This window comes from Pseudomonas sp. CBZ-4 (genome assembly GCF_000346755.1).
Lineage (GTDB): Bacteria > Pseudomonadota > Gammaproteobacteria > Pseudomonadales > Pseudomonadaceae > Aquipseudomonas.
Genome location: NZ_ANNV01000031.1, coordinates 23,410 through 37,164, shown reverse-complemented (window position 1 = coordinate 37,164; position 13,755 = coordinate 23,410). Strand labels below are relative to the sequence as shown.

Here is a 13,755-nt window from a genome sequence, read left to right as displayed (position 1 = left end):
ACTATCGGACCTCGACCGCAGCGCCTTGCAAGCGCTGCAAGGCTTCGTTGACCGGCTGCGGCAGCAACTGGCGCATGCAGTTGTAGTGGCCGAAACGGCAGGTGCGTTCAAAACACGGGCTGCAATCCAGACCCAGGCGCACCACTTCGACCTTGTCGGCCAGCGGCGGGGTGAAGCCCGGCGACGTGGAGCCGTACACCGCCACCAGCGGGCGGTTCAGCGCCGCCGCGACGTGCATCAGGCCGGAGTCGTTGGACACCACCGCATCGGCGCAGGACAGCAGGTCGATGGCCTCGGCCAGCGAGGTGTCGCCGCTGAGGTTCACCGCTTCTTCGCGCAGGCCGGGGATCAGGCGCTGGCGAATGTCTTCGCCCACCGGGTGATCCTTCTTCGAACCAAACAGCCACACCTGCCAGCCTTCGCGGATTTTTGCCTCGGCGACCTTGGCGTAGTGCTCCGACGGCCAGCGCTTGGACTCGCCAAACTCGGCGCCAGGGCACAGGGCCAGGACCGGGCGATCCAGGCTCAGGCCGAACTTGGCCAGGGCGGCATCGCGGCTCACCGGGTCGATCTGCAGGCTCGGGCGCGGGTACGGCTTGGGCAACTCGGCCCCCGGCTCGTAAGCCAGGGCCATGAAACGTTCGATCATCAACGGGTAGCGCGCCTTGTCCAGCGTGCGCACGTCATTGAGCAGCACGTAGCGGAATTCGCCGCGCCAGCCGGTGCGCTTGGGAATGCCGGCGAAATACGGCACCAGCGCCGATTTCAGCGAGTTGGGCAGCAGGATCGCCTGGTCGTACCGGCCGGCCAGGGATTTGCCGATGCGCCGACGGGTCGCCAGCTCCAGGGCGCCGTGGCCGAGCGGAAAGCTCAAGGCCGAGCGCACTTCGGGCATGCGTTCGAGGATCGGGCGGCTCCACTCAGGGGCGAGCACGTCGATCTGGCAGTCGGGATGACGTTGTTTCAGGCACTGGAACAGTGTCTGCGCCATCACCATGTCACCGACCCAACTGGGCCCAACGATCAGAATATTCATGTAGTTTCCACAAACGATGCGGGGAGGCTTATGCCTCCCCGCCTCGATAATTACTGTAGGTCGCGCCTTATTATGTGGGAGCTGGCTTGTGTGGGAGCCGGGCTTGCCCGCGATGCAGGCGCCTCGGAGTATCAGTCATACCGAGGTGATGCAATCGCAGGCAAGCCAGCTCCCACACAAGCCCGGCTCCCCATAAAGCCGATTTCCACACTAGATTGGCGTCACTCAAGTAATCAGCTTAACCCCAGTTCTTTCCAGATTCGCATCACCTGGCGCCGTTCGTCGGCGAAATGATCCCCGGCGACCGTGCCGGCCTCGTTCTGCAAGGCCTGGCGGTGCGCGGCGGAACGGTAGGCCTTATACACCTCGCGCAGCAGATGGGCATCGGCAGCGGGCATCAGCCCGACCTGCTCCAGGCCTTCCAGAATGCGGATATTGTCGGTGTAGCGCAGCAACGATGGATGTTGCGCAGACCACGCCAAAGCCGCGTATTGCACCATAAATTCAATATCGACGATACCTCCGGCGTCCTGCTTGAGGTCGAACAGCGCCGTGGCTTCGAAGGCATTCGCGCTGGTGCCGGCCGCTGTGCCCTTGGTGCCGAGGTTGTCACGCATCTTCGCGCGCATCTCGCTGACCTCCTGGCGCAGCGTGGCCAGGTCGCGCTCGCGGCCCAGCACTTTGGCCCGTACCTGCTCGAACGCATGGCCCACATCCTGGCTGCCCACCAGCACCCGCGCGCGGATCAGGGCCTGGTGTTCCCAGGTCCAGGCTTCGTTTTCCTGATAGCGCTCGAACGCCCCCAGCGAACTGACCAACAGCCCGGATGCGCCGGAAGGTCGCAGGCGCATGTCCACTTCATATAACTGCCCGGAGTTGGTCTGGGTGGTCAGCAGGTGAATGATGCGCTGGCCCAGGCGCGTGAAGAACTGCGCTCCATCAATCGGCTTGGCTCCGTCGGTCTCGGCCTGCGGGTCGCCGTCGTGGATAAACACCAGGTCCAGGTCCGAACCATGCCCCAGTTCGATGCCGCCGACTTTGCCATAACCGACAATGATGAACCCAGGATCGCACAAGGTGCCGTCCACGCGCTGCGGCGAACCATGGCGCGCCACGGTCTGGCGCCAGGCCAGGGCCAGCACTTGTTCGAGGATGGCTTCGGCGAGCCAGGTCAGGTAATCGCTGACTTTCATCAGCGGCAGGCTGCCGGCGATTTCCGAGGCGGCGACGCGCAGGCGGTGGGCCAGCTTGAAGTGGCGCAGTGCTTCCATCTGCTGCTCAAGATCGTCCTCGGGAATGCGCGTGAGGCGCTCGCGCAGCTCGGCAGCGAGTTCCGGCGCCAGCGGGGGCTTGAACAGGCGGCCTTCGTTGAGCAATTCGTCGAGCAGCAGCGGGAAGCGGGTGATTTGCTCGGCGATCCACGGGCTGGCGGCGCACAGGGTCAACAGGCGACGCAGGGCGTCGGGATTTTCGGTGAGCAGCACCAGATACGCGGAACGCCGCGCGACGGCCTCCACCAGCGGCAATACCCGCTCCAGCACAAGATCGGGGTTGGCGTGTTCGACCGCCTGGGCCAGCAGGCGTGGGATAAACGCATCCAGACGCTCGCGACCGAGGCGTTGCATGGCGCGCAATTGCGGGCTGTTGCGCAGCCCCGCCAAGGCTTTGAGGGCCTTGGCCGCATCACTGAAACCGCCTTCGGCCAACTGCCGACAGGCAGCCTCTTCATCTTGGGATTCTTCCCACAGCGGCAACCACTCGCCGCCCACGACCAATTCGCTTTCTTCGCCCTCTTCTTCATCCGGGTCGGCGATGACCTGGCGGAAATGCCAATCCACCCGGCCGCGCCAGTACATCAAGCGCTCGTGGAACGCGGCCCAGTCATCAAAGCCCAGCATAAAGGCAATGCGCGCCTGATCTTCTGGGGTGTCCGGGAGCATTTGCGTCTGGCGGTCAGCAATCGCCTGGATCGCATGCTCGGTGTAACGCAGGAATTCGTAGCCATCGCGCAACTCGGCGATCACCGCTGGCGGCAGATAGCCTTGGCCTTCCAAGGTGCCGAGCACCTTGAGCAGCGGACGTTGTTGCAGGCTCAGATCACGGCCGCCGTGGATCAACTGGAACGCCTGGGCGATGAATTCCACCTCGCGGATGCCGCCCGAGCCCAGCTTGATATTGTCGGCCATGCCCTTGCGCCGCACTTCCTGCTGGATCAGCTGCTTCATGGTGCGCAGCGCTTCGATGGCGGAAAAGTCCAGGTAACGGCGGTAGACAAACGGGCGCAGCATGTCGAGCAGTTGCGCACCGGCGACCTGGTCACCCGCGACCACGCGCGCCTTGATCATGGCGTAACGTTCCCAGTCGCGGCCCTGGTCCTGGTAGTACTGCTCCAACGCATTGAAGCTGAGCACCAGCGAGCCGGATGAACCGTAAGGCCGCAGGCGCATGTCGACGCGGAACACAAAACCATCGACGGTCATCGGGTCGAGGGCCTTGATCAGTTTTTGACCCAGACGGATAAAGAACTCCTGGTTATCCAGCGCCCGCTTCACGCCCAGGGTTTCGCCACCTTCGGGGTAGGCGAAGATCAGGTCGATATCCGACGACAGGTTCAGCTCCACCGCGCCGAGCTTGCCCATGCCGAGGATGACCATTTGCTGCGGCTCGCCGCTGCGCCGGCCGGTGGGCGTGCCGAACTGGGCACAGTGGCGCTGGTACAACCACTGGTAAGCCTGGTCGATGCTGGCGTCGGCCATGTCGGACAGGTCGCGGCAGGTTTGCACCAGGTCGGCCTGGCGGGTCAGGTCGCGCCAGATGATGCGCACTTGCTGACGGGTGCGCTGGCGGCGCAGCACGCGCCCCAACTCATCTTCTGTTTCGACCTGTTGCACAGCGCCAGCAATCTGCCCGCACAGCTCGCCGGGGGCGAAACCCCGGTCCAGCTCGCCCCAGGCCGCCAGCTCCAGCAACATCAAAGGGTCACGAACACTCTGTTGAATGACAAAATCGCTGGCCGCACACACGCGGGCGAAGTCGGCCCACCGTTGCGGCGACCACGCAGAAAGGCCATGATCGTCGCCCAGCGTGGCTACAGCGTCACGAAATGACTGCTCGGCCCGGCTGGCGTAAGGAAGGAGGATGGCCGGTAGTTTGGCCAGCGTTGGAAGGCTCATGGTCTATCCTTGATCGGCGCGTATTTGGCTTGTTGTGATGACGGCAAGAACCCGGCGCGGCGATGGACTGTCGAACAAAGGTTATAAATAGCTGAAAATTCGTACTTATTGGCAGGCAACATTAAACTTCTACCTTTTCTTGTCTGCAAAAGATCAACATTAACGATTATGCTCACCAGCCAGACCGAGCCATACGCTCAGTCTTGTGTAGTTTTACTACTCGTATATACATTCGAAAGGCTGAAATGGCCGACGATTTGTAGTAAAACTACAGGACGCCGAAGCAACCTTCGGCCATCCAAGAATTTATGTCGTCTGCCCACAAGGCCAGTCGCAAACTTCAGGCAACCGATTCTGGTAGCCTTTCCGCCCTGGAGCAAGCCATGCAAGACCTCGATCCCGTCGAAACCCAGGAATGGCTGGACGCCCTGGAATCGGTTCTCGACAAAGAAGGCGAAGACCGTGCTCACTACCTGATGACCCGTATGGGCGAACTCGCAACCCGCAGCGGTTCGCAGTTGCCTTACGCCATCACCACGCCATACCGCAACACCATCCCCGTTACCCACGAAGCACGCATGCCTGGCGACCTGTTCATGGAACGCCGCATTCGCTCGCTGGTACGTTGGAACGCCATGGCGATGGTAATGCGCACGAATCTGAAAGATTCGGACCTGGGCGGTCACATCTCCAGCTTCGCTTCCAGCGCAACCCTGTATGACATCGGCTTCAACTACTTCTTCCAGGCCCCGACCGACGAACACGGCGGCGACCTGATCTACTTCCAGGGCCACACCTCGCCAGGCGTCTACGCCCGTGCGTTCATGGAAGGTCGCATCACCGAAGACCAAATGAACAACTTCCGCCAGGAAGTGGACGGTGGCGGCCTGTCGTCGTACCCGCACCCTTGGCTGATGCCTGATTTCTGGCAGTTCCCGACCGTTTCCATGGGTCTGGGTCCGATCCAGGCGATCTACCAGGCACGTTTCATGAAGTACCTGGAAGCCCGTGGCTTCATCCCTGAAGGCAAGCAGAAAGTCTGGTGCTTCCTGGGCGACGGCGAGTGCGACGAGCCGGAATCCCTGGGCGCCATCTCCCTGGCTGGCCGCGAGAAGCTGGACAACCTGATCTTTGTCATCAACTGCAACCTGCAGCGCCTCGACGGCCCGGTTCGCGGCAACGGCAAGATCATCCAGGAACTCGAAGGCGTGTTCCGTGGTGCTCAGTGGAACGTGACCAAAGTCATCTGGGGCCGTTTCTGGGACCCACTGCTGGCCAAGGACGTCGACGGCATCCTGCAACGTCGCATGGACGAAGTCATCGACGGCGAGTACCAGAACTACAAAGCCAAAGACGGCGCGTTCGTGCGTGAACACTTCTTCAACACGCCAGAACTCAAGGCGATGGTTGCAGACCTGTCCGACGACGAGATCTGGAAACTCAACCGTGGCGGCCACGACCCGTACAAGGTCTACGCGGCTTACCACGAAGCGGTGAACCACAAAGAACAACCGACCGTCATCCTGGCCAAGACCATCAAGGGTTATGGCACCGGTGCTGGCGAAGCGAAGAACACTGCGCACAACACCAAGAAAGTCGATGTCGACAGCCTGAAGTTGTTCCGCGACCGCTTCGACATCCCGGTCAAGGACGAAGAGTTGGAGAACCTGCCGTTCTTCAAGCCAGAGCCAAACAGCGCCGAGGCCCGTTACCTGGCCGAGCGTCGCACTGCACTGGGCGGTTTCGTGCCACAGCGCCGTGCCAACAGTTTCAGCGTTCCGACTCCAGACTTGAGCACCCTCAAGGCGATCCTGGACGGTTCGGGCGACCGTGAAATCTCCACCACCATGGCCTTCGTGCGTATCTTGGCGCAGCTGGTCAAGGACAAGGACATCGGCCCGCGCATCGTCCCGATCATCCCGGACGAAGCCCGTACCTTCGGTATGGAAGGCATGTTCCGTCAGTTGGGCATCTACTCCTCCGTCGGCCAGCTCTACGAGCCAGTCGATAAAGACCAGGTGATGTTCTACAAGGAAGACAAGAAGGGCCAGATCCTCGAAGAAGGCATCAACGAAGCGGGCGCCATGAGCTCCTTCATCGCTGCCGGTACTTCGTACTCCAGCCACAACCAGCCGATGCTGCCGTTCTACATCTTCTACTCGATGTTCGGCTTCCAGCGTATTGGCGACCTGGCTTGGGCAGCAGGCGACAGCCGTACCCGTGGCTTCCTGATCGGCGGTACCGCTGGCCGGACCACGCTGAACGGCGAAGGCCTGCAACACGAAGACGGTCACAGCCACATCCTGGCTGCCACCATCCCGAACTGCCGCACCTTTGATCCAACCTACGGCTATGAGCTGGCGGTGATCATCCAGGACGGCATGAAGAAGATGACCGAAGAGCAGCAGGACGTTTTCTACTACATCACCGTGATGAACGAGTCCTACCAGCAGCCTGCAATGCCGGCTGGCGTGGAAGAAGGCATCATCAAGGGCATGTACCTGCTCGAAGAAGACACCAAGGAAGCAGCGCACCACGTACAGCTGATGGGCTCCGGCACCATCCTGCGCGAAGTGCGTGAAGCGGCGAAGATCCTGCGTGAAGAGTTCAACGTCGGCGCCGACGTGTGGAGCGTCACCAGCTTCAACGAACTGCGTCGCGACGGCCTGGCCGTAGAGCGCAGCAACCGCCTCAAGCCTGGTCAAAAACCAGCGAAGAGCTACGTCGAAGAGTGCCTGGCCGGCCGTAAGGGTCCAGTCATTGCCTCTACCGACTACATGAAGCTGTTCGCCGAACAAATTCGCCAGTGGGTCCCGTCCAAGGAATTCAAAGTCCTGGGCACCGACGGTTTCGGCCGCAGTGACAGCCGCAAGAAGCTGCGTCACTTCTTCGAAGTCGACCGTCACTTCGTGGTGTTGGCAGCCCTGGAAGCCTTGGCTGACCGTGGTGAGATCGAACCCAAGGTGGTAGCAGACGCTATCGTCAAGTTCGGGATCAACCCGGAAAAACGCAACCCACTGGACTGCTGAGGAGACTTTTTGTGAGCGAACTCATTCGCGTACCTGACATCGGCAGCGGTGAAGGTGAAGTAATCGAGCTGTTTGTGAAGGTCGGCGACACCGTCGAAGCCGACCAGAGCATCCTGACCCTGGAATCGGACAAGGCGAGCATGGAAATCCCTGCTCCCAAGGCCGGTGTGGTCAAGAGCCTGAAAGTGAAGCTGGGCGATCGCCTGAAAGAAGGCGACGAACTGCTGGAACTGGAAATCGAAGGTGCCGCTGATGCGGCCCCTGCACCTGCGGCCGCTCCGGCTGCCGCTGCTGCACCGGCGCCTGCCGAGAAGCCAGCCGAGGCCCCTGCGGCCCCGGCTGCTGCTCCGGCCGCCGCTTCGGTCCAGGACATCCACGTGCCGGACATCGGTTCGTCGGGCAAGGCCAAGATCATCGAGCTGCTGGTCAAGGTCGGCGATACCGTCGAAGCCGACCAGTCGCTGATCACCCTGGAGTCCGACAAGGCCTCCATGGAAATCCCTTCGCCGGCTGCCGGCGTGGTGGAAAGCATCGCGGTCAAGCTGGAAGACGAAGTCGGCACTGGCGATTTCATCCTCAAGCTGAAAGTACAAGGCGCTGCGCCTGCGGCTGCTCCAGCTCCGGCCGCCGCTCCGGCTGCCAAGGCTGAGGCTGCACCTGCTGCCGCCGCACCTGCACCTGCTGCAAAAGCCGAGGCCGCTCCGGCGCCGGTTGCTGCTGCACCTGCGCCAAGCGGTGCCAAGGTTCACGCCGGCCCTGCCGTGCGTCAGCTGGCTCGCGAGTTCGGCGTTGAGCTGAACGCCGTCACGGCCACCGGCCCCCACGGCCGTGTGCTGAAGGAAGACGTGCAGGTTTACGTCAAGGCGATGATGCACAAAGCCAAGGAAGCTCCGGCTGCCGGCGGCGCGACGGGTGGTTCGGGCATTCCGCCGATCCGCACCGTGGACTTCAGCCGCTTCGGCGAGACCGAAGAAGTGCCGATGACCCGCCTGATGCAAATCGGCGCGGCCGGCCTGCACGCCAGCTACCTGAACATCCCGCACGTGACCCAGTTCGACCAGGCCGATATCACCGACCTGGAAGCTTTCCGCATCGCGCAGAAAGCCGTGGCCGAGAAGGCCGGCGTGAAACTGACCGTGCTGCCGCTGCTGCTCAAGGCCTGCGCGCACCTGCTCAAGGAACTGCCGGACTTCAACGCTTCGCTGGCACCAAGCGGCAAGGCGATCATCCGCAAGAAGTACGTGAACATCGGCTTCGCGGTAGACACGCCAGATGGCCTGCTGGTACCGGTCATCAAGAACGTCGACCAGAAGAGCCTGCTGCAACTGGCTGCCGAAGCCGCTGCACTGGCGGCCAAGGCCCGCGACAAGAAGCTCACCCCGGACGACATGCAGGGCGCGTGCTTCACCATCTCCAGCCTCGGGCACATTGGCGGTACTGGCTTCACGCCAATCGTCAACGCGCCGGAAGTGGCGATCCTGGGTGTGTCCAAGGCCACTATCCAGCCTGTGTGGGACGGTAAAGCGTTCCAGCCGAAGCTGATGCTGCCGCTGTCGCTGTCCTACGATCACCGTGTGATCAACGGCGCTGCTGCTGCACGCTTCACCCAGCGCCTGAGCCAGTTGCTGAACGACATCCGCACCATTCTGCTGTAAGCCGCGACGGGCCTCCCTTTCATCGGGGAGGTCCGGTTGCACCGATTTCCGAGCGCCACACGCTCGTACCTCAACCCCGCCACTTGGCGGGGCTTTTTTTGCCTGTTTGATCGTTCCCACGCTCCGCGTGGTAACGCCGCCCCGGACGCTCCGCGTCCCCCTGTATACGGTTTTTTTGCCTAGATAACTGGACAGGCAAAACAGGTTTGTACACCTTCCATCACCGCCATTTCAGAAATCCCCCGCGCGGCCGATAACCCCCTTATAGCACTTAGCCTTCATCCTCTCTTGTCAGTGCGTGCTGCATGATGCAACCTTGCCGCAGGCGACAGAAAAGAGGGCGTGAGCCCGGCGCCGTGCGCATTTTCCCAAGCGAGTTTCCCCCATGAAAAGCCAACCCGATGTCGCCCGTATGGCGGCCGAGGTAGTGACGCAATTACCGGTGCCTTCGCGCCTCGGTATGCTGCGTTTCGAGCGGCTGAATGAGGCAAGCTGGGCCCTGCTCTACCTCGACCCCAATTGCGAACGCCAATTCGGCCTGCCGGCGGTCGAGCTGTGTGCCTTGCTCGGCACCCCCTACGCCAGCCTGATGGAGCCCCAGGCGCGTTATCAGCTGCATGATGCGATCCAGCAACAACTCAGCCACAGTCCCCACTACCTGGTGCGCTACACCCTGCACACCAGTGACGGCCCGCTGAGCCTGCTGGAAATGGGCGAAGCCTACAAACAACACAATCGCCACCTGCTGCGCGGCTACCTGATGGTGGTCGACGGCCTGTTCAGTGAAATCCCGACGACCGCCCCGACAGCCGATCTGGAAAGCCAGAACAGCCGCCTGCAGATCGCCCTTGAGCTCAACCAGCGCGCGCAGCAAGAACAACTGCAACACCTGGAACGTGTGCGCGCCCAACAGGAGCTGATCCTGCTGCTGGCCCGCCAGCGCTACACCGCGAACAATTCGCTGCAGGAAGCGGCCGAGCTGATCACCCGCAGCGCCTGCGAAATCTACCAGGTCGACAGCGCGCGCATCTGGCACCTCGAAGACCAGCGCCTGGTGCCGATTGCCGCCTACCTGCGTGCCGACCAGCAACACTATGTGCCCGAGCCCATCGATGCCAGCGGCTTCCCGGATTACCTGGAAGCCCTGCACAGCAGCCGCGCGATCGACGCCACCAACGCCCTGCGCGACCCGCGCACCCGCGAGCTGGCCGAGGAACTGCGCGCCAAGGACATCCAGGCCCTGCTCGACGCCAGCATCCGCGTGGATGGCCAGGTGGTCGGCGTGCTCTGCCTGGAGCAAGGCCGCAGCCCGCGTATCTGGCAGGCCGACGAGATTGCCTTTGCCGGCGAGCTGGCGGACCAGTTCGCGCAAGTCATCAACAACCACAACCGGCGCACCGCCACCAGCGCCCTGCACCTGTTCCAGCGTGCGGTGGAGCAAAGCGCCAACGCCTTTCTGCTGGTCAATTGCGACGGCGTGGTGGAGTACGTCAACCCAAGCTTTACCGCGATCACCCAGTACAGCGCCGAAGAAGTCCACGGCCACCGCCTGGCGCAACTGCCGGCGCTGGAGAACCTCAGCGAGCTGCTGTTCGATGCCCCTTCCAGCCTGGCCAAGAGCAACAGCTGGCAGGGCGAATTCAAGAGCCGGCGCAAAAACCTCGAACCCTACTGGGGCCAGCTGTCGATCTCCAAGGTGTACGGCGACAACCGTGAGCTGACGCACTACATCGGCATCTACGAAGACATCACCCAGACCAAGCTGGCCCAGCAGCGCATCGAGCGCCTGGCCTACACCGACAACCTGACCAACCTGGGCAACCGCCCGGCGTTTATCCGCAATCTCGACGAACGGTTTGCCCGCGACAGCGACAGCCCGATCAGCCTGCTGCTGGTGGACATCGACAACTTCAAACGCATCAACGACAGCCTCGGCCACCAGACCGGCGACAAACTGCTGATCAGCCTGGCCCGGCGCCTGCGCAACAGCCTCAGCGCCGGCGGCAGCCTGGCGCGGTTTGCCAGCAACGAATTCGCCGTGCTGCTCGACGACACCGACCTGGAAACCGGCCAGCAAGTCGCCAGCCAGCTGTTGGCAACCCTCGACAAGCCGATGTTCGTCGACAACCAGTTGATCAGCGTCACCGGCTCCGTGGGCCTGGCCTGCGCCCCCCTGCATGGCCGCGACCCGCAAACCCTGATGCGCAACGCCGGCCTGGCCCTGCACAAGGCCAAGGCCAACGGCAAACACCAGGTGCAAGTGTTCACCGAAGCGCTCAACGCCGAAGCCAGCTACAAGCTGTTCGTCGAAAACAACCTGCGCCGCGCCCTGACCCAGAACGAACTGGACGTGTTCTACCAGCCCAAGCTGTGCCTGCGCAGCGGCCGCTTGCTGGGCATGGAAGCGCTGCTGCGCTGGAACCACCCGGAAAAAGGCATGATCCGCCCCGACCAGTTCATCAGCGTGGCGGAAGAGACCGGCCTGATCATCCCCATCGGCAAATGGATTGCGCGCCAGGCCTGCCGCATGAGCAAGCAACTGAGCGCGGCCGGCATGGGCAACTTGCAAGTGGCGATCAACCTGTCGCCCAAGCAGTTCTCCGACCCGGACCTGGTGGCCTCGATTGCCACCATCCTCAAGGAAGAAGACCTGCCGGCCAACCTGCTGGAGCTGGAGTTGACCGAAGGCTTGCTGCTGGAAGCCACCGAAGACACGCGCCTGCAACTGGACCAGCTGAAAAGCTTTGGCCTGACCCTGGCCATGGACGATTTCGGTACCGGTTACTCGTCCCTGAGTTACCTGAAAAAATTCCCGATCGACATCATCAAGATCGATCGCAGTTTTATCCATGAAATCCCGGACAACCAGGACGACATGGAAATCACCTCGGCGGTGATCGCCATGGCCCATAACCTCAAGCTCAAGGTCGTGGCCGAAGGCATCGAGACCGCTGAACAGCTGGCGTTCCTGCGCCGGCACCGTTGCGACGTCGGCCAGGGCTACCTGTTCGACCGGCCAATCCCCGGCGCCGAGCTGTTTGCTATGCTCAAGCGCTATCCACGCGGACCTGTCGCCTGACAGCGTGGTAACACTCGGGCACACTGGCTGTCTGACTCTTTACCGCTAACTCAACCTGACGAGAGGACTGATCATGGTCTTGCGCTCGGAAATTCTGGTGAATAAAAACGTGCTTCCTACTGCAGAACAAGCTTTGCCTGGCCGCGAAACCCCGATGGCGCTGCCGGAAACCCACTTCGTCAACGGCAACCCATTGCTGGGGCCCTTCCTGGATGACGTCGGTTTCGCGATCTTCGGCCTGGGGTGCTTCTGGGGCGCCGAGCGCAAGTTCTGGCAGCGCGACGGAGTGGTCAGCAGCGTGGTCGGCTACGCCGGCGGCTTCACGCCGAACCCGACCTACGAAGAAGTCTGCTCGGGCCTGACCGGCCACAGCGAAGTGGTGCTGGTGGTGTATGACCAGGCCAAAGTGAAATACGAAGACCTGCTGAAGATGTTCTGGGAACTGCACAACCCGACCCAGGGCATGCGCCAGGGCAACGACATCGGCAGCCAGTACCGCTCGGTGATCTATGCGACCACGCCGGAGCAATTGGACGCGGCGAAAGCCAGCGCCCAGGCGTATCAGCAAGAACTGACCAAGGCCGGGCTGGGTGAGATCACCACGGAAATCGACGAAGCGCCGACGGTGTACTTCGCCGAGGCGTATCACCAGCAGTACCTGGCGAAGAATCCGCAGGGCTATTGCGGGATTGGCGGCACGGGCGTGACCTGCCCGATCTGACGCCAAAAGCATCGCGGGCAAGCCCGCTCCCACAGGGGTAGCGTTCAAACTGTGGGAGCGGGCTTGCCCGCGATAGCGATTTGGCAGGCGCCAAATTACTCAGCAATCAACCAATCCATCTGCCACCCACCCTGGGTCTGCCCCAGCTGCTTGGACAACCACGGCAACAGCTCACGCAACTCCTCTTCCAAACCCCACGGCGGGTTGGCAATCGCCAGGCCCGAGCCGGTCAGGGTGTTCGGCGTATCCAATGGATGCACCAACAACTCCACCCGCAACAGCTTCGGCGCACCCGTGCCGGCCAGGTCCTGGTAGAAACGGCGCAACATGCGCTGGTCCTTCACCGGGTACCAGATGGCGGCGACGGTCTGGCGCATGCGGCTCACGGCTTCCTTGAGGGACGCGGCGCAGCGTTGCATCTCGTCGAGTTTCTCGAACGGTGGGTCGATCAGCATCAGCGCGCGTTTTTCCGGCACCGGCAGCAGGGCACGCGGCACATGCCAGCCTTCACCCAGGTGCACTTTGACGCGGCGATCACCCTTCATATTGTCCTTGAGCAACACGCCGTCTTCCGGGTGCTTTTCATTGAGCAGCACACGGTCCTGTGGCCGCGTGAGGCGGCGCGCCAGCTCCGGCGAGCCCGGGTAGTAGCGCAACTGGCCATCCGGGTTCATCTCGTGCAGCACGCGCATGTAATCAGCGGTCAGCGGCGGCAGGTCGCTTTGGCCCCACAGGCGCGCAATGCCTTCCAGGTATTCACCGGTACGGTTGGCCTGGTCGCCCTGCAAGTCGTACAGGCCGATCCCGGCGTGGGTATCGAGGTAGGTGAACGGCTGCTCCTTGCGCGACATCAGGGCGATGAGGCGGGTCAAGGTCAGGTGTTTGAAGACATCGGCGTGGTTGCCGGCGTGAAAGGCGTGACGATAATTCATGGTTGCTCCTGCGCAGGGGGCGAAGTTTACCTGTTACGCAGGCTTTGGTGCAGCGCGGCATGCCGGGCGGTGCTTATGCCGCAAAAGCAGGTGGCTGGCTGAAAAAAATCTAAATACTTGGGTGGGTGCA

General features: G+C 62.2%; 7 protein-coding genes. 4 read left to right on the top strand and 3 right to left on the bottom strand.

Annotated elements, in window-relative coordinates:
* Position 1: 1 nt before the first annotated feature.
* Together waaF and glnE are read right to left on the bottom strand one after the other, a co-directional pair.
* Entirely contained in the window at positions 2 to 1,036 is a 1,035-nt protein-coding gene (waaF, locus tag B348_RS0104175) for a lipopolysaccharide heptosyltransferase II (protein ID WP_017734903.1), read from the bottom strand.
* A 233-nt stretch (positions 1,037 to 1,269) separates the two neighbouring features.
* A complete protein-coding gene (glnE, locus tag B348_RS0104170; protein ID WP_017734902.1) occupies positions 1,270 to 4,209 on the bottom strand; it encodes a bifunctional [glutamate--ammonia ligase]-adenylyl-L-tyrosine phosphorylase/[glutamate--ammonia-ligase] adenylyltransferase in 2,940 nt (979 codons plus the stop codon).
* Positions 4,210 to 4,592: 383 nt separating this feature from the next.
* Between glnE and aceE the strand changes: the two genes are divergently transcribed.
* From aceE to msrA, 4 genes are all read left to right on the top strand, one after another.
* Positions 4,593 to 7,238, top strand: a complete 2,646-nt coding sequence (aceE, locus tag B348_RS0104165) for a pyruvate dehydrogenase (acetyl-transferring), homodimeric type (protein ID WP_017734901.1) — start codon at positions 4,593 to 4,595, stop codon at positions 7,236 to 7,238.
* Positions 7,239 to 7,249: 11 nt separating this feature from the next.
* Positions 7,250 to 8,893 carry a dihydrolipoyllysine-residue acetyltransferase gene (aceF, locus tag B348_RS0104160; protein WP_017734900.1) on the top strand — a complete coding sequence of 548 codons (1,644 nt, stop codon included), beginning with the start codon at positions 7,250 to 7,252 and terminating at the stop codon, positions 8,891 to 8,893.
* A gap of 385 nt (positions 8,894 to 9,278) precedes the next feature.
* Positions 9,279 to 11,972: a bifunctional diguanylate cyclase/phosphodiesterase gene (locus B348_RS0104155; protein WP_026136544.1), complete on the top strand. Its 2,694-nt coding sequence runs from the start codon at positions 9,279 to 9,281 to the stop codon at positions 11,970 to 11,972.
* A gap of 73 nt (positions 11,973 to 12,045) precedes the next feature.
* Positions 12,046 to 12,693, top strand: coding sequence for a peptide-methionine (S)-S-oxide reductase MsrA (gene msrA, locus B348_RS0104150; protein WP_017734898.1), 648 nt, complete (start codon positions 12,046 to 12,048; stop codon positions 12,691 to 12,693).
* Positions 12,694 to 12,788: 95 nt separating this feature from the next.
* Here the strand turns inward: msrA and B348_RS0104145 are convergent, their stop codons facing one another.
* Positions 12,789 to 13,625, bottom strand: coding sequence for a 23S rRNA (adenine(2030)-N(6))-methyltransferase RlmJ (locus B348_RS0104145; protein WP_017734897.1), 837 nt, complete (start codon positions 13,623 to 13,625; stop codon positions 12,789 to 12,791).
* Positions 13,626 to 13,755 lie beyond the last annotated feature (130 nt).